At 55.1% G+C, this 19633-nt stretch carries 34 protein-coding genes and 2 tRNA genes; 10 read left to right on the top strand and 26 right to left on the bottom strand.

Annotated elements, in window-relative coordinates:
* Positions 1-6 precede the first annotated feature (6 nt).
* The 3 genes from V5D86_RS08295 to cls all read right to left on the bottom strand — a co-directional run bounded on the left by V5D86_RS08295 (position 7) and on the right by cls (position 3097).
* Complete coding sequence (locus tag V5D86_RS08295; protein ID WP_414596216.1) at positions 7-522, bottom strand: hypothetical protein; 516 nt, start codon at positions 520-522, stop codon at positions 7-9.
* A gap of 65 nt (positions 523-587) precedes the next feature.
* Entirely contained in the window at positions 588-1643 is a 1056-nt protein-coding gene (locus V5D86_RS08290; protein WP_414596215.1) for an FAD-dependent monooxygenase, read from the bottom strand.
* Positions 1619-3097 (bottom strand): cardiolipin synthase, encoded by a 1479-nt coding sequence (cls, locus tag V5D86_RS08285; RefSeq protein WP_414596214.1) that lies wholly within the window; start codon positions 3095-3097, stop codon positions 1619-1621. Before cls ends, V5D86_RS08290 begins: the two co-directional genes overlap by 25 nt.
* A gap of 102 nt (positions 3098-3199) precedes the next feature.
* Between cls and V5D86_RS08280 the strand changes: the two genes are divergently transcribed.
* Complete coding sequence (locus V5D86_RS08280; protein ID WP_414596213.1) at positions 3200-4456, top strand: hypothetical protein; 1257 nt, start codon at positions 3200-3202, stop codon at positions 4454-4456.
* A gap of 16 nt (positions 4457-4472) precedes the next feature.
* On the opposite strand, the gene V5D86_RS08275 is transcribed toward V5D86_RS08280, so the two are convergent.
* Together V5D86_RS08275 and V5D86_RS08270 are read right to left on the bottom strand one after the other, a co-directional pair.
* Positions 4473-5921 carry an alanine/glycine:cation symporter family protein gene (locus tag V5D86_RS08275; RefSeq protein ID WP_414596212.1) on the bottom strand — a complete coding sequence of 483 codons (1449 nt, stop codon included), beginning with the start codon at positions 5919-5921 and terminating at the stop codon, positions 4473-4475.
* Positions 5922-6000: 79 nt separating this feature from the next.
* Positions 6001-6075, bottom strand: a tRNA-Thr gene (locus tag V5D86_RS08270).
* Positions 6076-6202: 127 nt separating this feature from the next.
* Here V5D86_RS08270 and V5D86_RS08265 point away from each other — a divergent pair.
* Complete coding sequence (locus V5D86_RS08265; protein WP_414596211.1) at positions 6203-6904, top strand: FKBP-type peptidyl-prolyl cis-trans isomerase; 702 nt, start codon at positions 6203-6205, stop codon at positions 6902-6904.
* A gap of 33 nt (positions 6905-6937) precedes the next feature.
* Here V5D86_RS08265 and V5D86_RS08260 read toward each other — a convergent pair whose 3' ends face one another.
* From V5D86_RS08260 to V5D86_RS08250, 3 genes are all read right to left on the bottom strand, one after another.
* Entirely contained in the window at positions 6938-7372 is a 435-nt protein-coding gene (locus V5D86_RS08260; RefSeq protein ID WP_414596210.1) for a hypothetical protein, read from the bottom strand.
* A gap of 43 nt (positions 7373-7415) precedes the next feature.
* The gene (locus tag V5D86_RS08255; protein ID WP_414596209.1) at positions 7416-7562 is read right to left on the bottom strand and encodes a hypothetical protein; all 147 of its coding nucleotides are present in this window, start codon (positions 7560-7562) and stop codon (positions 7416-7418) included.
* Positions 7563-7754: 192 nt separating this feature from the next.
* A complete protein-coding gene (locus V5D86_RS08250) occupies positions 7755-8555 on the bottom strand; it encodes a DUF6293 family protein (RefSeq protein WP_414596208.1) in 801 nt (266 codons plus the stop codon).
* Positions 8556-8877: 322 nt separating this feature from the next.
* On the opposite strand from V5D86_RS08250, the gene V5D86_RS08245 reads away from it, so the two are divergent.
* Positions 8878-8955, top strand: a tRNA-Arg gene (locus tag V5D86_RS08245).
* A 134-nt stretch (positions 8956-9089) separates the two neighbouring features.
* Here the strand turns inward: V5D86_RS08245 and V5D86_RS08240 are convergent.
* Genes V5D86_RS08240 through V5D86_RS08210 form a run of 7 tightly spaced genes read right to left on the bottom strand, consistent with a single transcriptional unit; the run spans position 9090 to position 11423 of the window.
* On the bottom strand, positions 9090-10091 hold the full coding sequence (locus V5D86_RS08240) for a tyrosine-type recombinase/integrase (RefSeq protein ID WP_414596207.1): 1002 nt from the start codon (positions 10089-10091) through the stop codon (positions 9090-9092).
* Complete coding sequence (locus V5D86_RS08235) at positions 10088-10330, bottom strand: hypothetical protein (RefSeq protein WP_414596206.1); 243 nt, start codon at positions 10328-10330, stop codon at positions 10088-10090. The genes V5D86_RS08240 and V5D86_RS08235 overlap by 4 nt, the downstream gene beginning before the upstream one ends.
* Entirely contained in the window at positions 10327-10482 is a 156-nt protein-coding gene (locus V5D86_RS08230) for a hypothetical protein (protein WP_414596205.1), read from the bottom strand. The genes V5D86_RS08235 and V5D86_RS08230 overlap by 4 nt, the downstream gene beginning before the upstream one ends.
* Positions 10479-10664: a hypothetical protein gene (locus V5D86_RS08225; RefSeq protein WP_414596204.1), complete on the bottom strand. Its 186-nt coding sequence runs from the start codon at positions 10662-10664 to the stop codon at positions 10479-10481. Before V5D86_RS08225 ends, V5D86_RS08230 begins: the two co-directional genes overlap by 4 nt.
* The gene (locus tag V5D86_RS08220) at positions 10661-11035 is read right to left on the bottom strand and encodes a hypothetical protein (RefSeq protein ID WP_414596203.1); all 375 of its coding nucleotides are present in this window, start codon (positions 11033-11035) and stop codon (positions 10661-10663) included. Before V5D86_RS08220 ends, V5D86_RS08225 begins: the two co-directional genes overlap by 4 nt.
* The gene (locus tag V5D86_RS08215) at positions 11032-11196 is read right to left on the bottom strand and encodes a hypothetical protein (protein WP_414596202.1); all 165 of its coding nucleotides are present in this window, start codon (positions 11194-11196) and stop codon (positions 11032-11034) included. Before V5D86_RS08215 ends, V5D86_RS08220 begins: the two co-directional genes overlap by 4 nt.
* 23 nt (positions 11197-11219) lie before the next feature.
* Positions 11220-11423 (bottom strand): hypothetical protein, encoded by a 204-nt coding sequence (locus V5D86_RS08210; protein WP_414596201.1) that lies wholly within the window; start codon positions 11421-11423, stop codon positions 11220-11222.
* Between the two features lie 86 nt (positions 11424-11509).
* On the opposite strand from V5D86_RS08210, the gene V5D86_RS08205 reads away from it, so the two are divergent.
* The gene (locus tag V5D86_RS08205) at positions 11510-11680 is read left to right on the top strand and encodes a ribbon-helix-helix domain-containing protein (protein WP_414596200.1); all 171 of its coding nucleotides are present in this window, start codon (positions 11510-11512) and stop codon (positions 11678-11680) included.
* A 91-nt stretch (positions 11681-11771) separates the two neighbouring features.
* On the opposite strand, the gene V5D86_RS08200 is transcribed toward V5D86_RS08205, so the two are convergent.
* The 9 genes from V5D86_RS08200 to V5D86_RS08160 all read right to left on the bottom strand — a co-directional run bounded on the left by V5D86_RS08200 (position 11772) and on the right by V5D86_RS08160 (position 15148).
* Positions 11772-12110: a hypothetical protein gene (locus tag V5D86_RS08200; protein WP_414596199.1), complete on the bottom strand. Its 339-nt coding sequence runs from the start codon at positions 12108-12110 to the stop codon at positions 11772-11774.
* Positions 12107-12478: a hypothetical protein gene (locus tag V5D86_RS08195; protein WP_414596198.1), complete on the bottom strand. Its 372-nt coding sequence runs from the start codon at positions 12476-12478 to the stop codon at positions 12107-12109. The genes V5D86_RS08200 and V5D86_RS08195 overlap by 4 nt, the downstream gene beginning before the upstream one ends.
* 80 nt (positions 12479-12558) lie before the next feature.
* Entirely contained in the window at positions 12559-12723 is a 165-nt protein-coding gene (locus V5D86_RS08190; protein WP_414596197.1) for a hypothetical protein, read from the bottom strand.
* A 23-nt stretch (positions 12724-12746) separates the two neighbouring features.
* Positions 12747-12965 (bottom strand): hypothetical protein, encoded by a 219-nt coding sequence (locus V5D86_RS08185; RefSeq protein WP_414596196.1) that lies wholly within the window; start codon positions 12963-12965, stop codon positions 12747-12749.
* A 672-nt stretch (positions 12966-13637) separates the two neighbouring features.
* Entirely contained in the window at positions 13638-13961 is a 324-nt protein-coding gene (locus tag V5D86_RS08180; RefSeq protein WP_414596195.1) for a hypothetical protein, read from the bottom strand.
* A 2-nt stretch (positions 13962-13963) separates the two neighbouring features.
* Positions 13964-14335: a hypothetical protein gene (locus tag V5D86_RS08175; RefSeq protein WP_414596194.1), complete on the bottom strand. Its 372-nt coding sequence runs from the start codon at positions 14333-14335 to the stop codon at positions 13964-13966.
* Positions 14336-14447: 112 nt separating this feature from the next.
* Entirely contained in the window at positions 14448-14687 is a 240-nt protein-coding gene (locus V5D86_RS08170) for a hypothetical protein (protein WP_414596193.1), read from the bottom strand.
* The gene (locus tag V5D86_RS08165) at positions 14684-14926 is read right to left on the bottom strand and encodes a hypothetical protein (protein ID WP_414596192.1); all 243 of its coding nucleotides are present in this window, start codon (positions 14924-14926) and stop codon (positions 14684-14686) included. The genes V5D86_RS08170 and V5D86_RS08165 overlap by 4 nt, the downstream gene beginning before the upstream one ends.
* A 69-nt stretch (positions 14927-14995) precedes the next feature.
* Positions 14996-15148, bottom strand: coding sequence for a hypothetical protein (locus tag V5D86_RS08160; protein ID WP_400235380.1), 153 nt, complete (start codon positions 15146-15148; stop codon positions 14996-14998).
* Between the two features lie 150 nt (positions 15149-15298).
* Here V5D86_RS08160 and V5D86_RS08155 point away from each other — a divergent pair, with 150 nt between their 5' ends.
* The 6 genes from V5D86_RS08155 (at position 15299) to V5D86_RS08130 (ending at position 18606) form a co-directional block, all read left to right on the top strand.
* Positions 15299-15595 (top strand): hypothetical protein, encoded by a 297-nt coding sequence (locus V5D86_RS08155; protein ID WP_414596191.1) that lies wholly within the window; start codon positions 15299-15301, stop codon positions 15593-15595.
* On the top strand, positions 15592-16170 hold the full coding sequence (locus V5D86_RS08150) for a DUF4365 domain-containing protein (RefSeq protein WP_414596190.1): 579 nt from the start codon (positions 15592-15594) through the stop codon (positions 16168-16170). The genes V5D86_RS08155 and V5D86_RS08150 overlap by 4 nt, the downstream gene beginning before the upstream one ends.
* Positions 16167-17273 carry a hypothetical protein gene (locus V5D86_RS08145; protein ID WP_414596189.1) on the top strand — a complete coding sequence of 369 codons (1107 nt, stop codon included), beginning with the start codon at positions 16167-16169 and terminating at the stop codon, positions 17271-17273. Before V5D86_RS08150 ends, V5D86_RS08145 begins: the two co-directional genes overlap by 4 nt.
* 342 nt (positions 17274-17615) lie before the next feature.
* The gene (locus tag V5D86_RS08140) at positions 17616-17924 is read left to right on the top strand and encodes a hypothetical protein (RefSeq protein ID WP_414596188.1); all 309 of its coding nucleotides are present in this window, start codon (positions 17616-17618) and stop codon (positions 17922-17924) included.
* A gap of 101 nt (positions 17925-18025) precedes the next feature.
* The gene (locus V5D86_RS08135) at positions 18026-18292 is read left to right on the top strand and encodes a hypothetical protein (protein ID WP_414596187.1); all 267 of its coding nucleotides are present in this window, start codon (positions 18026-18028) and stop codon (positions 18290-18292) included.
* Positions 18293-18384: 92 nt separating this feature from the next.
* Entirely contained in the window at positions 18385-18606 is a 222-nt protein-coding gene (locus V5D86_RS08130) for a hypothetical protein (RefSeq protein WP_414596186.1), read from the top strand.
* 37 nt (positions 18607-18643) lie between these two features.
* Here V5D86_RS08130 and V5D86_RS08125 read toward each other — a convergent pair whose 3' ends face one another.
* Both V5D86_RS08125 and V5D86_RS08120 read right to left on the bottom strand, forming a co-directional pair.
* A complete protein-coding gene (locus V5D86_RS08125; protein WP_414596185.1) occupies positions 18644-18988 on the bottom strand; it encodes a YegP family protein in 345 nt (114 codons plus the stop codon).
* Positions 18989-19102: 114 nt separating this feature from the next.
* Positions 19103-19576: a hypothetical protein gene (locus V5D86_RS08120; RefSeq protein ID WP_414596184.1), complete on the bottom strand. Its 474-nt coding sequence runs from the start codon at positions 19574-19576 to the stop codon at positions 19103-19105.
* Positions 19577-19633 lie beyond the last annotated feature (57 nt).

Raw genomic sequence — 19633 nt, 5'->3', positions numbered from 1 at the left:
GCCCCTTCATGCCTTCGGTACTATACCAGGATTGCTTCTCTTCACCGTATCGCGCACGACGCTATACGGCACTCCGAGCGAAATGGCGATGTCTATGCATCCGCGTCCCTTACGGTACGCTTCCAAGACTTCTGCTTCCCTGGCCTCGTGTGGACGTGCTTCGGCGCGGACCTCCTCATAGGGCTCCGGGACGACATCCCATAGACGGGAGCCGCATCCGGCGCACTTGCGGGGGACCTTGCTGCTTCTGGATTCCCAGACGTTCCCGCACCTCTTGCATGTGAAGAGGTTCGGAGGCACGTTCCACTGATGCGACCCGCACTTCGGACACCTTTTGGGGCTTCCGTCGTGCGAGTTCCAAGTATGGTCGCAACGTAGGCAGGTAACCTTGAGATGCGCATCATTCCACTTCACCGACCGGCAACGTGGACACCTCTTGGGGAGCTGATCCTTACGCGGTATCCACTCGTACGAGCACCTTACACACGTAAGGCGCCTGTTCTCTGTGGATGCTAGAACCATGATTAGTATTCGGTTTACTCACTATAAATAGGTTGTCTCATTTATATTTAAAAATAACGAGATTATCACCAACCTATTCTTAAAGCGATGAAAATTGCCATATATAAATTGGAGAAACCTGGCCGCCTCAGGATGGCGTACAGTCCGCGCAGGACGGAGTATCCCTTCTCGAACGGCATCATGGCATCCTCGATCTCGTCGTCTGTCCAGGAGCAGAACGTCCTGTGGGCGTCCATGAAGCGATGGTCGAACATGCGGTCCCCCGCCACCCATCTGCCGTATATCCCAAGGTCCCCCTTGAGGATCGCCTCGGCCGCGAAGCGCCCCGACAGCAGGGCGGCCCCTATCCCTCCGTAGCAGAGCGGGTTGGCCAGGCATGCGGCGTCCCCGATGAGCGCACAGTTGCCGTCCGCGACCGTGTCTAGCACACCGAACGGAAGGTCGCGAGCACCGTGCTCCCTGAGCCCTTCGACCTTCGCCGGGTCACCGCATCCCTTGGGGAATCCCACGGACACCGTGCCGGGCTTAGACGGGAACAGCCAGCTGTACCCGCCGGAATACCTCCCTGCGACCGTGAACCCCAGCACGGGGTCCGCATCGCCCTCCGCGATGCAGTTCACGATGGGGAGGCGGTCGGTCGCATCTGCGTGGAAGACATCGCGTCTGACCGTGGAGTGGGCACCGTCGGCGCCCAGCAGCCATCCGCATTCGAAGGTCCTGCCATCGCAGAGCGTCAGTCTGAACCCATCGTCGGTCCGCTCGACCGAGCGTACGGAACCGCGCACAAACCTCGCATCGCATCTGGACCTCATCTCGGCGAGCATGGACGGACGGTCCACGATGGAGCCCTTCACCGGGATCGCTATGGAACGCCCCCCTGAGGACGATATGCCTATGGCGTCCACCCTCCTGACGATCGCCGAGGGCATCCACCCCAGGCGCTTGAACGAGCGGTCGCTGACCGCCTCACCGCATATGGAGTGGTACCTCCCGAACCGGGCATCGTCCAGACGCTCGATGACGATCGTGTCCATGCGCCCGGACAGGGTCATGGCGGCCGACATGCCCGCAGGCCCGGCCCCCACTATGACGACGCTCACGCGAGCAGCTTCATCTGCCATGACACCGCCATCCTGATCTTCATCATCGTAGTGCGCCTGTCGAACTCCTCGCAGGAGTACTCGGTGCTCCTCTCCAAGTCCGCGAGGAACTGCTCGCAGAGCTGGTCGTTGATCCTCTCGGAGTACATCATCACGTTGGTCTCGAAGTTCAGCGTGGTGGACCTGTGGTCCAGGTTAGCGGAACCGACGGATGAGTACACGTCGTCCACGAGGATCATCTTCTCGTGGACGAAGCCGTCGTTGTACCTCCAGATCCTGACCCCGGACCTCATGAGCTCGTTGGCGCAGGTCAGGTTGTTCCAGTAGAGGAATATGTGGTCCTTCTTGTCGGGGATGAGTATCCTGACGTCCACCCCCGACCGGGCCGCGTTCGCCAGGGCCACCATCATGGAGTCGTCCGGCCCCAGGTACGGCGTGGTTATGTACAGCCTGGAACGGGCATTGACGATCATGGAATGGTACTGCATCTGGACAGGGTTGTTCGGCATCGTGTCCGGGCCTCCGGATATGAGCTGCATCCGGTCGCTGCCCCCGTTGGTGTAGATCGTCACGTCTATGTAGGCCTCCATGGGCTTCAGCGGGTCCCTGTTCGCACAGTACTGCCAGTCCGCGCAGAACCTGACGAGCATCGGGAGGACGCCCGCGCCGGACACCTTCACCGTCGCATCCCTCCAATGTCCCAGCGGCCCCTCGCCGCGGTACTCGTCGCCTATGTTGAACCCGCCGCAGTACGCCATCCGCCCGTCGATCAGCGCGATCTTCCTATGGTTGCGGTTGTTCTTCTTGGGGCTCAGCGCCAGGTTTATCGACGAATGGAATGTGGCATAGTGCCCGCCGGCGTTCCTGAATCTGAAAATGCCCTCCTTCGGACCCTTCCCGATGCCGAACGCGTCCGTGAGCAGCCTGACCTCCACCCCCTCGCGGACCTTCTGGGTCAGAAGCTCCAGCAGCTCGTTCCCGTCGTGGTCGTTGCGTATGATGTAGTACTCGATGAGTATGGAGCGCTTGGCACCGCGTATGTCCTCGATCATGTCCCTGAAGAGCGGGTCCCCCTCCGTATAGACGGATATGTCGTTGTTGTTGGAGTACGACCATGCTCCCGCGTTCTCCATGGACTTCGCCATGTGGAATATGCCGGCAGCCTCGGGATGTGCCTCGATGTCCCTCTCCAGCACGTCCCTCTGCCACTCGTGGGCCTGCATGAGCTGCGTGTCGGAGATGTTCTTCGGCACGAACTTGCGACGGTTGTAGATGGTGGCACCCATGTACAGGTAGAGTATGAACCCCACCGGGGGGAGGAACAGCAGGAGGATCAGCCACGTGGTGAACGCCCTCGGGTCGTACCTCTCCAGGAACAGCGCGATGATCAGTGCCACCACGTCCATGATGACGATGACCATCACGAGGTCCGAGAATATGTTCGTGAAGGACAGGATGCTATCTACGTCTGTCACACCCATCCGTATGCCGTTCGATATATAGTGGATTCCCTGGACAGGGTGTCCGCGAACGAAGGTTCGCATCCGTTATATACGACGGAAAGCGAATCCGTGTGCATGCGCTGTCCCAACTGCGACTTCCCGATGCATGATCGGAAATGCCCGTACTGCGGCTATTCGGCATCCGGGACACCCAGGGGAAGACTTGTCACCATAGCGGTCGTGGCCATAGCGATAGTGGCGCTCCTCGCGGTCATCCAGACCTACGACTCGCCCGACAGGTCCTCCCCCGACGACCATCCCCCCACCGATCCGGGCTACGATCCGACGTATCCCAGCAACGAGACCAACTCCTTCGAGATGACCGGCTTCACCGTGTCAGGGACGTATTCCGACCTGTTCACCGTGACGGAGACCGTGGACGAGGACGGGAACACCGTCCTCGGGATAGCATTGGACGTCTCGAGGACAGGCGAGGCCAAGAGCTACTCCTGGTCCGTGTACAGGGAGGGGCACTCATACGACCGGTACACGGAAAGCAGCACCGTACCGGAGTTCGACTGGACCCTGGACGACACCGTCATCGGGAACTATATCATCGAAGTGATGTGCTATCTAGGGCAGATGGGGCCCTGGCAGCAATACGCCCAGTACGACATCCTCATCACCGTATCGGGCGAGGTCACCAAGACGTACACCTGGACGTACGACTGGAGACAGCACAGCATGAGCATCGGATTCGACTACTCCGAGTTCCAGAGGTACTCCGGCACCGCAGGGGCGACGATGCTGGAGAGGGCCGCGTACGGCAACGGGAGCTACCAGGCCGTCCAGAAGTTCCTCGTCCTGAACGGGACGATCACGACCATGGAGGAGCAGCTGTCCGACATATACGAGAGGACGTACGGCACCAAGGCCGAGGGACAACCATACGCGGAGTTCATCCTGGCGTTCGTCCAGGAATGCTACTCGTACTCGCTCGACATCAAGACGTACGGTCGCGACGAGTACTACGCGTTCCCGATGGAGACGATATACCACGGTACGGGGGACTGCGAGGACACATCGATACTCTGCGCCGTCCTGCTCTCGGCCGCTGGATACGACGCGGGAGTGTTCATGATACCGGGGCATGCCATCGCGGCCGTGTCCCTCGAGTCGTACATGCCGGGCAAGGTGGCGTATGCGTACGCCATGTCCGTGGACATGTTCAGATACGGGACGTACTACGGATGCGAGACCACGCTGGACGACAACTCCTATGGCATCGGATGGATCGACGACTCGTACTCCATCTACCCGGACGGGACGGTCTACCACAACGGCACGGCCCACAGGGACTACCCCTACGGGCTCTACACGGTCACCGGGTGACGGGGGGGGGCTCCCCTCACCTCCATTCCGTGACCCCGGAGCTGTTCGTTATCGAATCGGAACGGAACTCCGGCTCCTCGACACCTTCCATGAGCTGACCGTTGTAATCGTCGTACGCCTCGAACACGTCGTTCCTCAGCCTCATGATGATGGCGACGTTCAGTATGGCCATGACCGCGATGAATGTGAAGCATATCAGGTCGATGAACTCCGTGTCCAGGACCGCGGACACGGCCGCGATCGCTATGATGCCTATGCGCAGGAACGTCACTATCCTGCGATCGTCACGGATGAACCTCAGGTTGGACTCGCTGGAGACGTAGTCTCCGACGAGGCTCGTGAACGAGAACACGAGCATGAAAAGTGCTATTATGACGTTCGCCGCGCCCCCGATCGTCGCGGCTGCCACGTCCTGGACCAGGACCGAACCGTCATGGGGATTCCATGACCCGTCGACCATATCCCCGAACCCCCAGTAGATGGATTCGAACGACCCGTAGGACAGGATCACCAGGGCGGTCACGGTGCATATCAGCAGCGTGTCCACGAGAACGCCGAACGACTGGATGAACCCCTGCTTTATGGGATGCCTGATGTCCGCCACGGCTGCGACGTTGGACACCGTGCCCAGACCGGAATCGTTGGAGAATATGCCCCTCTGGAGGCCTATGGAAATGGCGGTCCCGATCCCTCCTCCCACTATGGAGCTGGGGGCGAAGGCCTGCTCGAATATCATCCCGAACGCCGCAGGCACGTTGCCGATGTTCAGACATATCAGGACACCTGCGAACACGATCCATGACACGGCCATCAGCGGGACGATCACGGTGGAGAACCTGGCGATCCTCCTGACTCCCCCGGTTATGAGGACCGTCGCGAGGAGCGCGATGACTATCGCGAACACCCAGGTGTTCCCCTCGAACGGGAATGCGGACGACAGCGCGGAGGCCGACACTGACGCCTCCACCGCGATGAACCCGAACCCCAGCGTGAGGGTCAGGACGACGGCCACGGCGATGCCGAGCCTCCTGTTCCCCGTGCCCTTGGATGCGTAGTACGCCGGCCCTCCGAAGAACCCCCCGTCCTCCTTCCTCTCCTTGTAGATCTGGGAGAGTGTGGACTCCATGAAGCTGGTCGCGGCGCCCACCAGGGCGAATACCCACATCCAGAATATGGCCCCGGGACCGCCGGTGATTATTGCCGTCGCGACCCCCGCTATGTTGCCCACGCCGATGCGGGTCCCCATGCCTATGCAGAACGCCTGGAAGGCCGACACGGTGCGACCGTCCTTGTGCCTCTCACGCTCGAACGTCAGTCTCATGGAACGTCCGAAACGGACGAGTTGGACGCCTTTCAGACGGAACGTGAAGTACAGTCCGGACCCGATGAGGACCACGAAAGCGATCGCCCACAGCACATCGTAGATCGGACTGACGAGGTTCGAGATTGTCTCGATGACGGTCATGATAGCGTCGGGCCGACGCCTTCAGACATATAAACTATTGCCAGACGGCGACATATGGACAGAACCAGGGATTGATAAGTGGAGCCGCCTGAGGGATTTGAACCCCCGGCCTGCTGATTACAAGTCAGCCGCTATACCCCTAAGCCAAGGCGGCACCAAACCAGCCATAATGCGCATCATTTATATCGCTTTGCTTTGCAACGCCAGCTCCAGATTTATACCGACACCATTATATCAGAAAAAGCGTTCGGCGCCCTTAATTTAAAAGAGGTGCTATAGAAATGGCAGACACCAAAAAGATCGTCCGTATCAATTTCAAAGCTTATTTCGCAGACGCTGACAACAGGATGTACGACTCGAACATCGAGGAGTGCGCCAAGAAGAACGACTTCTACAACGAGAAGGCTGTCTACGCCCCCCTCGCATACGTCGTCGGATCCAAGGGATTCTACCCCGAGGTCGATGAGGCCATCGCCAACGCCGAGGTCGGAAAGGAGATCGAGGTCACCGTCCCCTGCGAGAAGGCAGCCGGAGTCAGGAACCCCAAGCTCATCGAGCTCCACTCCCTGAAGGACTTCTACAAGGCCGAGATCAACCCCTACCCCGGAATGCCCGTCTCCCTCGGAAACCGCACCGGAACCGTCATGTCCGTCGGAGCCGGCCGTGTCAAGGTCGATTTCAACAGCCCTCTCGCCGGCCACGACCTGATGTACAAGGTCACCGTCATCGAGGAGATCACCGACGCCGTCGAGAAGGCCAAGGCCATCATGGAGATCGACTTCGGGTCCGCCGATGACTTCGGATTCGCGATCATGGAGGACAAGGTCGTCGTCACCGAGGCCGATGTCTGCAAGTTCCACGAGTCCTGGCCCGTCGCCAAGTACAGGCTCGTCTCCGACTACCGCAACGTGTTCGGAGTCGACCGCGTCGAGTTCGTCGAGGTCTGGGAGTCCGCCAAGAAGGCTGACGAGAAGAAGGAGTGATCCCTCTTCACCCAAACCCCTTCAAAAACCATTTCAATTCTCAAAATAAATGAAATCCACATCCGAGACGGGACCCTTCCTGAGGGCCCCGGTTATCTCGGATTCCATCCTGTCCTCGAAGTTTCCGCGATACGCCACGGTGATCCTCCTCAGATCCACCGAATCGGCCGGTAGAGGCACGTTCCCTCCACAGTCCGTGTATGCGTCCAATATGTTTGACAGGCGTTCAATGGCCTTCCTTGCCCTGTCCGGGACCTTCCCGTGCTCCGGTGCCACACTTATCCTCAATTCGCTGTGGGCCAGTATCACCGGGATGAGCTCTGTGAACCTGTCATCGATCTCGCAGATCCCCGGATGTTCGGTAAGGCATCTGACACAACCTCTGCATCTGCGTATGCGCATCTCCTGAAGAGACGCGTCGCAATCCGTTCCATCGGAGTCTGCAAGGATGAAGCATGCGCTGCCCATGGATGGCAATCGCTCATGCATCCTTTATACTCCACGGTCCGCGTCAGTTGAAATATGCCAGGATGGAGTTGATCCCCTGGTTGCGGTTCTCGTTGCTCTTACACTTGCCGTATGCTCTTCTGACCGGTCTGATCTGGTTGAGGTTCTGCTTGGGGGCGGGGATAATCAGAGTCTGTCTGTAGTGTGCCATTTCGATTTCCTGCGACTTTTCGCCGCATATGCACATTGTGGAATCGATATAATTACTGCTTGTTGTTATCTTTGTAATATTAGTCATCTTTGTAATTGTCCTGAGTGCGAAAGAGAGTGGGAACTACAGGCGATCTGGAATAAAGATGGGAGGACGACGGACGTCTCCCGAAACAACCGTCCGTATCCGGACTCAGTCCGTGAAGAAGGTGGTGATGAAGTTGCGCCCCTCATCCGTGATTACGTATCTGTTGCGACGCTCGTCCTTCTCGATCCAACCGCTCCTCAGCCATTTGGTGATGAAGTCCCTCTGATAGTACACGGCTTCGGTCTGCCTCTGGTTGGACTTGCGGTCCTCGCTCCTTGCCTCGGTGTCCCGATACCACAGACCGGCATCCTTCAGGGCGACGATCATCTTCCCGCTTGTCACCGGCAGCCCTGCCTCGTTCCTATCATTGAGGATGCGGAGACCTTTTATGAGGGCCTCGTCGGGCATATCGATGTTGTAGCTTGGAAGGACGCGCGGATCGTATGTGGCCTTGGTAAGGCCGACGGGATTGCCATCCACATAGTAGATCTCCGGGATCCTCTCGGTGGGTACGGTGTATTCCTTGGACCCTACGGAGAACGGTATGACCCCGTCGACCATCATGGACGCTATGGCGGATGCGGCCGCGTATTCGGGCGTTCCGGCAGAGATGTTCACATACAACTCGCATCCTGGCTCCTCCCGCATCTCGCATTGGATTATGGAGAGCACGGTGCGGAGCATCGTCGAGAAGTCGCTGACCCTCTCGTTGTGTATCGAGACCTCGACATCCAGAGGGGACTCCTCTCTGAGAAGCTCCGTGACGCGGTTGCAGAAGCTGTCATAGATCTTGCCACCCTCGGAGGTGGGATCCTTCAGGTAGCGGATTATGTGGACCTTGTTCACCTCGTAGTAGAGTGCAGGTTCGACGACCTTGGCGGTCTCGAACGTGACGCAGGCTATCATAATCCTCTTTTTGCGACCAGACGGCAAAGTGTATCCCGACCTATGACAGGCAATGACTGATATAAATAACTAGCATAACATACAAAACAATCAGTCATTGTAAACAATATGTACACATATTACGAGCATAACAGACAATAGTTTAATATCATGTCCGACTATGGTGCAACTAGTACCTCCCCCGAGGTACGGGTTCGGGTCATCTCCACCCATGAGATGGTTCCAGACAACCGGCTGGGTTCGCAATTTGCATCACATCTCCATCCCAATATCCCAGTCGACCCAAACCCTTATATCCGATGCCAATATCACTCGTTTCAACGGACGGGTGGCCTAGTCTGGATATGGCGGCAGCCTCCTAAGCTGCAAGCCGGGGGTTCGAATCCCCTCCCGTTCGCCAATATTCCAGCTTTAGCGCTAGACTTCTCCCTGATTTTCACTTCCGACCACGAGAATTCGGTCATCTCGCCGGTCCATTCCGCCGCTTGCGCATCCGTCGTATCCTTCACATCCTTCATACCGTTCACACCCTTCTTACCCTTCGCATCCCTCATGGGATCGCTCCCTCTCCATACTCTCGTTCTCATCTCCGTCCGCCTCCGCACGGGCCACGATGCTCCCCATCTCGGCCCACGTCCTGCGGACGCTCTCAATCGCGCGCCTCTCGCTCACCCTTGCGTAGTACCTCGCCGTGGTGGCGGTGCTCGCATGCCCGAGGAGGACGGACACATCCGATTCCGGAACGCCCATATCCTCGAGCATCTGCCCCCAGGTCCTCCTCAGGATCCTGTGGTCCAGGGAAACCCCGGAGCCCTCCGCGAAGCGCTCCCTCCATTTCCTCTGAGTGTTTCCCGACACGGGCTCGCCGTGCGGTCCTTGGAAGATGTAGCCGGTCTTCCCCTTGGCGTGGAAGGCATCGAGATACCTCGCGATGATCTCCACAGCATCCGGGAGTATCGGCACGGTCCTGGGCTCGCCGTAGTAATCCATCCCCTTGACATACTCCAGCGTGACGAGGCGGGCCTCCAGGTCTATGTTCGAATCCTTCAGCATCCTGGTCTCCTGAGGACGTATGCCTGTCGCGAGGGGCAGCACGACGGAGCAGCAGGACCGGAGGGTCCTGTAGTCGTGGTCCGGGCGTCCGGCATACTCCATGACCTTGCGGACCTCCTCCCCGGTCAGGACCCCCAGACGGGTCTCCACCTTCGCCGGGAACAGCGATGGGTACCGCACCTTCGCGGAATCCACAACCTGGTTCCCCTTGAACCTGCAGAGCAGGTTGAGCCTCCCGAGCATGTGGGTACGGGTGTTCACGCTCATGCCGCCGTCCCTCTTCAGAATGGCGGCTATGACCTTGACATCGTTCACCTGCATCGACGAGGGGTCGTCCGTGGAGATCATCTCCCTCGCGAACAGATCGTCCACGACATGACACAGGCGATAGAGCTCCCTCCGTCTGACCTGCATGGTGATCTCCGCGTAGACCATATCGTACTCCTCCAGGAACTCCTCTATCGCATCCGAGAACCTGCTCATGCGAGCTGCCGTCCTCCGGAGCATATCGACAGTATCACAGGACTGGACCTGGCATGGACGAACTGGACGATACGCTCGACCGGGGCGTCCCACGTGGCATCCGCCGATATCGTGCCGTAGAGGTCCGTGTACAGGTCCATGTCGCAGTACGTGTTGAAGTCCATCATGTCCCCGACGATGCGCTGTGCATCCAGGAACGATGCGTCCTCCCTGATCCTGACCGTGATCTTCCCATTCATTTGCGCTCCTCCATCTTCAGAGTAACCTTGTGTCCAGCCTCGACCTCTTCCAAGAGGCGGATCATGAACGATTCAATGCAGTACGGGGGCCATTCCACCATCTGCTCGGAGACCCCTTTCTTGTTCTCCAACTTCACACGCACCACCCTCATGCGAACGCCTCCTCCAATGTCAGCTGCCGTCCCCTCGCTCCGGCGGAACGGACGTCCGTCACGGAACGGGGACATTCGGTAAGAACGATCAGAGGGGTCAACGTCCCTCTTCCGCAGAACGGGGCGTAGGCCCCGAGGAACAGGTATCCGCATCCGACACAATGGGGCCCGATGCCGATCATTGCCCATCCTCCTCGATCGTGTCCTTGTCCGGAAGGGAAGCGGTGACGCTCCCCTCCTTCGCGAACCTCATCGCCTTGGCATACGTGGGGAACTTCAGCGCGAGGAAGTCCCCCGCGGCTGCCAGGTCCAGGATCAGGCTGTCGGACTGGTTGACCTGACGCGCGAGTCTCCTCCCGTCAGGCGTCTTCACGGTCCTCAGTTGACTCCAGAGCTCCTTCGCCTTCCTCTCGGACCCTGTGATCTGCCGGAAGAACATCAGGGTGTCCCTCCATTCGGAATAGGAGATCTTGTCCTGTCCGCCGCTCTCCAACCTCCAGCATCTCTGCTTGGTCAGGGCGTCGAGGGCCTCGAACAGTGTCGCCGCCCTCATGCTGCATCCCTCCTTCTTGCGACTATAGCGTAGAGGTCCCCGTCCATGAAGACCTCGTGACCGGGCATCTCCTCCTGGTAGCGTACCATCCGCCTCATGACCTCTGACAGAGTGAGGTCGCACGTCCTGATGTCTATCAGGATCCTATCCCTTACCGCCATCATGAACCCTCCTGTGAGATTCCTCAGAAGGTAGACTCCCTTGAGGAGTGCAGCTTCGATACGAAGGCGGCGGTCTCCGCTTCCATGCGTTCCAGCAGTGCGGCGGATGTCCTCTGCGGCATCCAGATCATCACCGCCACGAACCCGTCCGTCGGTGCGTCCCATATCGGCTGAAGGACCTCCACGGCGAGGTCTACAGCGTCCGCTGAATGGTTGATTGTTGTCATGTGTTGGTACTCCTATCCCACTTTCGTGGATAATAGAATACAAACGGTCATGAATATTAATATTCTCTGGTGGAATTTTAGTAGACATGAAAGAAGAGAACAGACCGAAAGTAGGAGTCACAATAGACCCTGCATTATTGAAATGGGTTGATTCAGAGGTCGAGACCAAACGCTTTGCTAGCAGATCGCATGCGTTTGAAGCTGCATTGTTCTGGTACAGGAAATACCTAGAAGAGGGCGAGTTGCCACCGAGATAAAGGAGTACCAATCCAGAATCATTGATTGATGGCAACTCATGATGAGTTCTCGCACCGCCATACGCAGTGCCGTTAATCATGATTGCGGAGGTCATCTGCGAGACCTCCTGTTCCTGAAGATCTCCACCATGCCTCCGACGGTGGTCGATTCCCTGGGGCCGCCTCTGCGGACCTTCCTGACGGTCCGACCCTCCACGGTCATCTTGGCGTTCTTGCCATCGGCCCTGAGGACCGTGCCCGGATCGGGACGGACCTCCTTGTCCCTGCTGCCCGGGTGCTGCTTGCGGACATCGATCATGACATCCCCTTTGGCCACGATCCTGTTGGCACCGTCGGTCTTCGACTTGGGGAAGTAGTCGGGCCCCTTGATCTCATCGGCCTCGATGCCGACCTCCACAGCCTCATGATCGGGCTTGCGTCTCGTCCTCATGGGAGATCCTCCCCAAGACTGACGCCATCGGGCAGCTTCAGACGCCCCTCGGCCTTCAGTCTCGCACAGACATCGTACGACTGGTCGCTGGTCAGGCCGTAGTCCATCAGGTCGCACCAGTAGAACGCGCCGTCCTTCGGATGCATCGCACCGTACAGGGCGATCCGCTCGGCCCATCCGTCGGTGGTGGTCTCACCCTCGACGTAGTCGTCCCCCTCACCCGTATGCTTGCGCTCCATGTACGGTATCAGCGGGTTGTCGGGCTGCATGTCCTCGCGGAGCATGCCATAGAGGTTCCTCATGCGGACCAGCTCGATGATCAGGTCCTCCTTGGACCGCGACTCGAGCTCCTCCCATTCGCTTGCCATTCTCTTCTCACCTCCCTTTCCGTTCTGGAAAGGAATAGGTGACAGCATTCTTATGGCTAATTCCTGGATGCTCGATCCGTTCACGAGACACCCCTCCTTCTTGCGACGATCGCGTAGAGGTCCCCGTCCATGAAGACCTCGTGACCGGGCATCTCCTCCTGGTAGCGTACCATCCGCCTCATGACCTCTGACAGAGTGAGGTCGCACGTCCTGATGTCTATCAGGATCCTATCCCTTACCGCCATCATGAACCCTCCTGTGAGATTCCTCAGAAGGTAGACTCCCTTGAGGAGTGCAGCTTCGATACGAAGGCGGCGGTCTCCGCTTCCATGCGTTCCAGCAGTGCGGCGGATGTCCTCTGCGGCATCCAGATCATCACCGCCACGAACCCGTCCGTCGGTGCGTCCCATATCGGCTGAAGGACCTCCACGGCGAGGTCTACAGCGTCCGCTGAGTGGTTGATTTCTTGCATATTGTAACGCTCCATCAAGTAACTTACTTGATATTGCTTTAACATGCTTGAAGATATTTAAAAGTAACTTACTTGATAATGCTTTAATGCCAAGAGGTTCAAGGAAAATATCATTGACAGTCTCTCTTCCTTCTGAGATCATTGAATACTTGCAGAACAAAGTGGATTCCAGAGACTTCGCCAGTATGGCCCACGGAGTGGAACTCTGCGTGCTCCGGTACAAGCAAGCAGAGGAAAGAGGGGAGAAGCCCTGAGGCAATGGAGCGTTACTTCCAAAACATTGAATCCTCAGGGCTTCATTGTGCTTTCTTATCCCGCCATCAGCGGAACCGTCAATCATGATTGCGGACGATAGATTTATGTCCGATCCGCAAGTTGCGCAGAAATGCCGAAGCGGGGAAGTCCTTAGGCTCTGCCTGGATTTCCAGTCTGACGGCGAGCCTAGGGAACCTGCCCGGCAGGAGGTGAGACGATCCTCGAGATTGTCTTCGAGTGTCGGGACTGCGGTTTCCGGCTGACGATCATCACCGGCGACGGTGTGATCGTCATAGACATCCCATAAGGGATGCCGAAGAGTGATTCCCTCAAGGAATCCGGCTCCCTCGGGAGCCGTTACACCTCTGTCCTCACGATAGTCGTGGATCGTATAAATACCAATCCTCGGACAGAACACACGGGTTGCGGAGGTCATTCCCTCGACCTCCTGAAGATACGGACGAACTTGCTGGCGGTTGCGACGTCCCTCTTCCCGTGTGGCCTCTGCCTCACGATCTTACGTGCATCCACCATGAACTCCTCGCCGCGGATCTCGGTACCGACCTCCGGTCTGATCACCCCTGTCCCCTTGTTAGGGTACTGTCCGCGGACCTTGATCCTGACATCCCCTCCGGCATCCACCTGCAGTGCGTTATGATCCGATGTTCTGCGGAACTTCACCGGCTTGGAGATGCTGTCGGCCTCGATCTCCACCGAGGCGGCCTCGTAGTCGTGCCTGCGTTTGGAGACACGCACCGTCAGAACCACCCCTCCTGGTCATGTCTGTCGTTCGTTATCGTGCCGTCCTCACGGAGCCTGCGGTATGCGGCCTCCGCCTGATCCTCGTCCAGACCGTACGCATCCAGGTCATAGTGGCTGAAATCGTCCCTATCCTCCGCATGCTCGTAGGCGTATCTCGCCACCTTGTAGGCCCAATCGTCCGTGGTCTCCTTCAAGGACGTGTCCTCGTCATCGGCGAACACGGGCAGTTTCCTGTCTGCCGGATAATCGACCTCTATGAGTCCGCGTATGGACCTGTCCAGCTCGCGGTGCGCGGTGCGCTCCTTCACCAGCTCGATTATGAGCTCCTCCTTGGACAGCCTCTCCAGCTCCTCCCATTCGCTTGCCATTCTCTTCTCACCTCCCTTCATCCTTTCCCCGGACATCGGGAAGGGAGTAGTTATCATTTCAGCGGTGACGCTCGGCATCGGCGTCCCTCCTCGTTCCGGAAGACTGCTGCCCTCACGCGCTCACCCCTAGGTCCGTGAGGAACGTGCGCCCGGCCGCCGTGATGCGGTGCATGCCATCCGACCCGGGGGAGGACAGGAACCCCTCGTCCACCAGGACGTCCAGGATCCCCTGCGCCTCCTCCATGTCCATCCGCAGCTCGGGGCAGATGTGCCGGGTCACGGCGGAGGCCTTGACGCCCCCGTGCAGACAGGCGAACCGGAGGATGAACGTGGGGATGTTCTGGGCCATCATGCGATAGCCTCCAGGATCGTCGCCTGCACCCAGTCGTCCTCCCCGGTGTCGATCTCCGGACGGATGCGGCTGACCGCCAGGTCGTAGACCCTTATCCTGCCCGTGTCCCTGTTGACCGTCGCCCTGAACCCGGGCCGGTCGTAGATCTGGACCGGATTCTCCGGAACGGAGAACGTCATCCATCCGTCTGTCGGCATCCCTCTCCCCTCGCACAATCTCTTTATATCCTCGATTTCCATTCAGCATCAACTCTTTGTGAGTGGGCACGGGAACGTTTCCAAGGGCACCCGTGCCCTGTTTTTCCATATTCAGGCCTCTGCTTTCTTCAGGTAGATCTTCCCGTTTTCCTCAATGAAGAACACCATGTCGCCCTCATCGACATCCAATCTGCTCTTGACCTCATCAGAGAGAGCAACCCTGCTCGCTTTCATGATCCTCTTGCTGTCTACGAAAGTCGCCATTTTATCTACAATAATGTAGACATGCATTGATATAAAAATGTTTGTTTATGTAGAAGTCTACAAAAATGGATAAAAATTAATATTTGAATAGAACACGGTTGATAGAACGTGAGTGGCGGCGGTCAGACAGTCCTTTCGGACAGACATGTGATGAACATGCTGTTGTTCCTGTTCGAGAATGGAAAGGTCAAGGAAAGTCAGCTTACGGCTGTTGTTAAGAACTATTACACAGCGGTCGATGTCGCTGCCAAACTCGTTGATAGCAACCTTGTCGATACATGGATGGAGAAAGACGGCCACACGGTCAAGGTCTATGAGCTGACGGCGTTGGGACTGGAAATCGCCAGAGACCTCAAACGCGCCAACGATCGCCTCAACGGTATCCTGCCGGAGTCCGAAACGAATTGCGGCTCATCTGAGGCGGAAGGGAGTGGGGTGAGGTCGTGAGTGACATAAAAAGCGAAAAGTGCTCCAAAGTGAACTGTGGCTCCTTCTCTCACAAATATGAACACAACAATTCTAGATACAATCAGATAAAAGAAGAGCTCAGCTTCGCATACTTGAGACAAATTTGCGCGTACATTGGTGCCGGCATCGAATATGCGGGAAAACAAATGGACAATTCAGGTGTTGATGTGATAATATCTCTTCCAAGAGGAGAAGGTCACCCAATCCCTCTCCATCTAGATGTACAGCTCAAAGGTACATCCACTCCCAAGTATGATAGAGAAGGACATCTAGCTTACAAGATTGATAAAAAACTGTTTGATGATCTGAGTAGTAAAAAGAAATGCTCCCCGTGGTTGCTTTTCGTACTGATCCTACCCCAAGATGTGGAAGGGTGGATATCTATAGAAGAAAAGGAATTGATCGCCAGAGGGTCCATGTTGTGGTATGATGCAACAGGGCAGGTCACAAAGCCAAATAAAAAGAATATTACGGTTAAAATACCACTTTCTAACAAAGTCGATGAAAATAGCCTATATCACCTTCTAATAAAACAAATGGAGGTCAATGAATGAAAATTGATGGCTTCTCTCCAGATGTGTTAAAAGAAATCAGTCCACAGAAGATCAGACTGTTTCTATCATCTCGCGGTTGGGTACCCAGTGGAAAGACTGCTACATTTGACATATTTGAGAATCCTGAAACCAGTGTGATGGTCACTGTTCCTAACAGCAGAGACTTCATCGACTATGTTCGCAGAGTAGAAGAAGTCGTCCGTGATGTGTCAGAATCAGATAACCTATCCATACAACGCGTACTCACAGGCATGACGATATCCTCATCTTCAGATACAATCGAGTATCATTACAGTCCAGAGAATGGAGAGATTGGCCTCATACCAGTACCCGACTTAATAAGTATCATAGAAGCTGGGAATAGCATCAACAATTATGCCTATAGGGACTACTGCGAGTTTAAACCATCTTATAGATCATCCAACTGGAAAGGGAAGAAAATCCTTGAAGACATACGTGTAGGTCCAACTGTTGCTGGAAGCTACATTGTCCAATTTATATATCCGATAATGGAAGATGGTCCAATAAGAACGACCCTTTTCGGTACAATGATTCCTGACAAACCCGAAATGAGCTATTTATGTGATAAAATTGAGTCATCCCTTGGTGCAATCATCGACGCTGCAGAAAGGAATAAAACAAATCTTGACTCTGATTTAGAAATATCATACAATTTCGTTAACTCAGTTCTAGACCTGAGATTCGATGCTGCCGAAATAGAAGTAAACAGAGTAAAAACAATCAGCAAAAATAACGATATTTCAAAACCATATACCCTAACTAAGAATATATTCCCCAGGATTGACGTCATTGAAAAAAACATGCGTCCAGAAGAGATGTCCGTAGAACGCGATTTCGTTGGTAAGATCACAGTTCTAAAAGACCCCCGTGACGAAATTAATGATGAATCTGCCGATGTTACGATTACACTTGTCGATATAGATGGAAAGTCATATAACGCTTCATTCCAGCTTTCTGGAGATGATTTGAACAATGCATATAACGCATCGAAGACGCGCAGTAATGTGCAAATTACTGGAGTTTTGACCGGAGGAAGACGTAAGCACATCGAAAATCCCAAAGGGTTCAAAATTCTAAGCTAAAACTTGCCCACTCAAACCACCAGACAAGCAAAAGCATAGACATTTCCAAGATAACACAAAAAATATCGAACTGCTCGATGAATGATACAGATCACAGCTTACCTGAGACGAAAGGGAGTGGGGCGAGATCATAAATTGTGGCCCCCATGAGATAGAAACTGCGATGTGCGCGACAAAAGGGAGGAGGTTGCCAGTTTCATTCCAGTCGCAAGGAATTCAATAGCATTGGAAATCTGAAATAACGACGAGATCTCGATGAAGTACAAGCCGAGAAATGTGCATCAAGGCATGCACTGAAGAGAAGAGTGACAATTACATAATTGATATTCAGGAATAGATAGCATGAAACAAGACAAGATAGAATTCAAGTACAAGTTCCCTGACGACTATACTCCGATGTACGTAAACGGATGCTATGGGGGCAAGAGTCCCAAGGGAGAGGTCATAATCAACTTCTTTCTGGAGAGAATCCCAATACCGAACTCAGAGACGTTCAAGCTTTCCGAGGAAGGTAGCTTAAACTCCCGTATAGGGGTCAAACCTGAAGCCATGCCCATGATCAGGACCGTGCCATGCGGTGTGATAATGTCCGAAGAGAGTGCAAAGGAGATCTATGATTGGCTGGGGCACATACTGGGGGTTCAGCCGTGATATCTGCAGGAGGGGCCCTAGGCTGGTTTGATCCTACCAGTAGCCGGTCGTTATCCGGGTACTCTTCTATCTCCAACCAGTTAGCATCCACGCCCCATCTGATGGGCATTGACAATCTTGGCCCGTTCTCTATGAAGAAAACACTCTATTTCGATATCCAGAACGTGGAAGGGGGTGTCATCCTCAGCAATGAAGAAGCCGATCTCCATGCGGCAGGTGTGAACGTAAATGAGGCCGAGAAGGATCTCCTGGATGAACTTCACATTGCCTGGAGAGAATATGCACTTTGCGAGGATGACGAACTGGACTCCGTGGCCAGAGATTACAAGAGATGGCTTCTAGAGAACATAGAGGGGCCAGAGGAATGACGACCCGCAAAGCCAAAGTGGTGTCATCAAGGTTATGTAACAAAGGCTTCGAAAGGAACGATGATGCAGACCATTGCCAATTGATCCTTTATGTGGATGGAATCAAGACGAGGATACGTACCAAGATTAGTCATGGGGAACGTGAGATAGGGGACCCTTTGATCCTAAAGATGGCCAGGCAGCTTAAGCTGGACAAACGTGAGTTTTTGGAACTGGTGGACTGCAACCTTAGCGGCAATGCATATCTCCAGATGATGATGGACAAGGGCGAAGTGGAATCAGCGCAAAACCACACTGATGGTAAAAGGGAATGACTTACCCACTCGGTGATCGGAGTGGGCAAGAGTTTAATCATTCTTCACTCAGTTCGTCGTCTATCACGATCTCCGCATCCGGAGCATGGTCGGCAACACTGCGTATGCCATTCATGCAGGATGACTTGCTGGAGTAGGCTTCGGATGCGGCGATAATCTCCCCATTCGATGCCTTGAGTCTGAACCTCGGGTTTCCGGCTACATCCAGATATACTTCGTACTTCGGATGCTTCAATACCTCGTATCCCTCGACTGTCTGATCCTCGACGTGCGATGAGCAATTCTTGCGAATGCTCTCTATCCCGACCTTCGCATTCTCGACCGAAGCATAGGTCTGGGATGTGCTGATAATCCTATTATTGTTAGCGATGAGATTGAACATGAATCTGCCATCTCTCGTAGGTTTAATGTGAAAGGTTCCCATGATATCCCGTTTAAGAATCGAGACCAACGTTTAAAAACACATCATGTCGGATGTGTTGCATACTGCTCGATCTTACAAATCCTGTGATAAACAATCAAGGAGACGACTCCCGCTAAAAAGCCTCATGGAATTCATCATCAAGATCACAACACTTAGCAATCCAAGCATATACATGAAAACGCATGGAATCATAACGTATTGTGAATATGTCCCAATAAGATCATAGAACAGTGACGGAAGAAGACTTATTGTTGCTGAACACCCGAGATACAGGGCGGTCGTGAAGAAATCGATCTTGTGTCCGGACACTTCCTTGAACCTTCTACCTCTCGTAATGAGAATCAGAAGATATGGAACCATCAGGAATCCGAGCATGCCCACAGACGCCACGAACATCGAAAAGAATGCAGATGCTGAAGGCACATGATCTGTAACATACCCCGCGATCAGTACGATCACGGCAATGGCACCGGACATGCAGACCTTGAACCTGACAGGATCCTTCGATTCCTCGCATTTGGAGGTCTCGTCTAAGAGGGCGTCCATCACCCGTGGTAATTTGCGGATTGCATAATAATGTTTATCTGAGACCTGTCCCGCAGA

Source organism: Candidatus Methanoprimaticola sp. MG2 (genome assembly GCF_047501175.1).
In the GTDB taxonomy this organism is placed as follows: Archaea; Thermoplasmatota; Thermoplasmata; order Methanomassiliicoccales; family Methanomethylophilaceae; genus Methanoprimaticola.
Note: the sequence above shows the minus strand (reverse complement) of the source record. Positions and strands in the feature narration are given on the sequence as shown.

Bases quoted from the DNA above. Each gene is read 5' to 3' on its own strand.
- V5D86_RS08280 (WP_414596213.1), top strand. From the start codon at position 3,200: ATGCGCTGTCCCAACTGCGACTTCCCGATGCATGATCGGAAATGCCCG.
- V5D86_RS08225 (WP_414596204.1), bottom strand. From the start codon at position 10,664: ATGATCGGCATCGGGCCCCATTGTGTCGGATGCGGATACCTGTTCCTC.
- V5D86_RS08155 (WP_414596191.1), top strand. From the start codon at position 15,299: ATGAACATGCTGTTGTTCCTGTTCGAGAATGGAAAGGTCAAGGAAAGT.
- V5D86_RS08140 (WP_414596188.1), top strand. From the start codon at position 17,616: ATGAAACAAGACAAGATAGAATTCAAGTACAAGTTCCCTGACGACTAT.
- V5D86_RS08125 (WP_414596185.1), bottom strand. From the start codon at position 18,988: ATGTTCAATCTCATCGCTAACAATAATAGGATTATCAGCACATCCCAG.
- V5D86_RS08230 (WP_414596205.1), bottom strand. From the start codon at position 10,482: ATGAGGGTGGTGCGTGTGAAGTTGGAGAACAAGAAAGGGGTCTCCGAG.
- V5D86_RS08205 (WP_414596200.1), top strand. From the start codon at position 11,510: ATGAAAGAAGAGAACAGACCGAAAGTAGGAGTCACAATAGACCCTGCA.
- V5D86_RS08240 (WP_414596207.1), bottom strand. From the start codon at position 10,091: ATGAGCAGGTTCTCGGATGCGATAGAGGAGTTCCTGGAGGAGTACGAT.
- V5D86_RS08160 (WP_400235380.1), bottom strand. From the start codon at position 15,148: ATGGCGACTTTCGTAGACAGCAAGAGGATCATGAAAGCGAGCAGGGTT.
- V5D86_RS08260 (WP_414596210.1), bottom strand. From the start codon at position 7,372: ATGGGCAGCGCATGCTTCATCCTTGCAGACTCCGATGGAACGGATTGC.
- V5D86_RS08120 (WP_414596184.1), bottom strand. From the start codon at position 19,576: ATGGACGCCCTCTTAGACGAGACCTCCAAATGCGAGGAATCGAAGGAT.
- V5D86_RS08165 (WP_414596192.1), bottom strand. From the start codon at position 14,926: ATGGAAATCGAGGATATAAAGAGATTGTGCGAGGGGAGAGGGATGCCG.
- V5D86_RS08185 (WP_414596196.1), bottom strand. From the start codon at position 12,965: ATGGAGCGTTACAATATGCAAGAAATCAACCACTCAGCGGACGCTGTA.
- V5D86_RS08250 (WP_414596208.1), bottom strand. From the start codon at position 8,555: ATGATAGCCTGCGTCACGTTCGAGACCGCCAAGGTCGTCGAACCTGCA.
- V5D86_RS08170 (WP_414596193.1), bottom strand. From the start codon at position 14,687: ATGATGGCCCAGAACATCCCCACGTTCATCCTCCGGTTCGCCTGTCTG.
- V5D86_RS08145 (WP_414596189.1), top strand. From the start codon at position 16,167: ATGAAAATTGATGGCTTCTCTCCAGATGTGTTAAAAGAAATCAGTCCA.
- V5D86_RS08200 (WP_414596199.1), bottom strand. From the start codon at position 12,110: ATGAGGACGAGACGCAAGCCCGATCATGAGGCTGTGGAGGTCGGCATC.
- V5D86_RS08190 (WP_414596197.1), bottom strand. From the start codon at position 12,723: ATGGCGGTAAGGGATAGGATCCTGATAGACATCAGGACGTGCGACCTC.
- V5D86_RS08235 (WP_414596206.1), bottom strand. From the start codon at position 10,330: ATGAATGGGAAGATCACGGTCAGGATCAGGGAGGACGCATCGTTCCTG.
- V5D86_RS08290 (WP_414596215.1), bottom strand. From the start codon at position 1,643: ATGGCAGATGAAGCTGCTCGCGTGAGCGTCGTCATAGTGGGGGCCGGG.
- V5D86_RS08175 (WP_414596194.1), bottom strand. From the start codon at position 14,335: ATGGCAAGCGAATGGGAGGAGCTGGAGAGGCTGTCCAAGGAGGAGCTC.
- V5D86_RS08255 (WP_414596209.1), bottom strand. From the start codon at position 7,562: ATGGCACACTACAGACAGACTCTGATTATCCCCGCCCCCAAGCAGAAC.
- V5D86_RS08135 (WP_414596187.1), top strand. From the start codon at position 18,026: ATGGGCATTGACAATCTTGGCCCGTTCTCTATGAAGAAAACACTCTAT.
- V5D86_RS08195 (WP_414596198.1), bottom strand. From the start codon at position 12,478: ATGGCAAGCGAATGGGAGGAGCTCGAGTCGCGGTCCAAGGAGGACCTG.
- V5D86_RS08220 (WP_414596203.1), bottom strand. From the start codon at position 11,035: ATGAGGGCGGCGACACTGTTCGAGGCCCTCGACGCCCTGACCAAGCAG.
- V5D86_RS08265 (WP_414596211.1), top strand. From the start codon at position 6,203: ATGGCAGACACCAAAAAGATCGTCCGTATCAATTTCAAAGCTTATTTC.
- V5D86_RS08215 (WP_414596202.1), bottom strand. From the start codon at position 11,196: ATGGCGGTAAGGGATAGGATCCTGATAGACATCAGGACGTGCGACCTC.
- V5D86_RS08275 (WP_414596212.1), bottom strand. From the start codon at position 5,921: ATGACCGTCATCGAGACAATCTCGAACCTCGTCAGTCCGATCTACGAT.
- V5D86_RS08295 (WP_414596216.1), bottom strand. From the start codon at position 522: ATGGTTCTAGCATCCACAGAGAACAGGCGCCTTACGTGTGTAAGGTGC.
- V5D86_RS08210 (WP_414596201.1), bottom strand. From the start codon at position 11,423: ATGACAACAATCAACCATTCAGCGGACGCTGTAGACCTCGCCGTGGAG.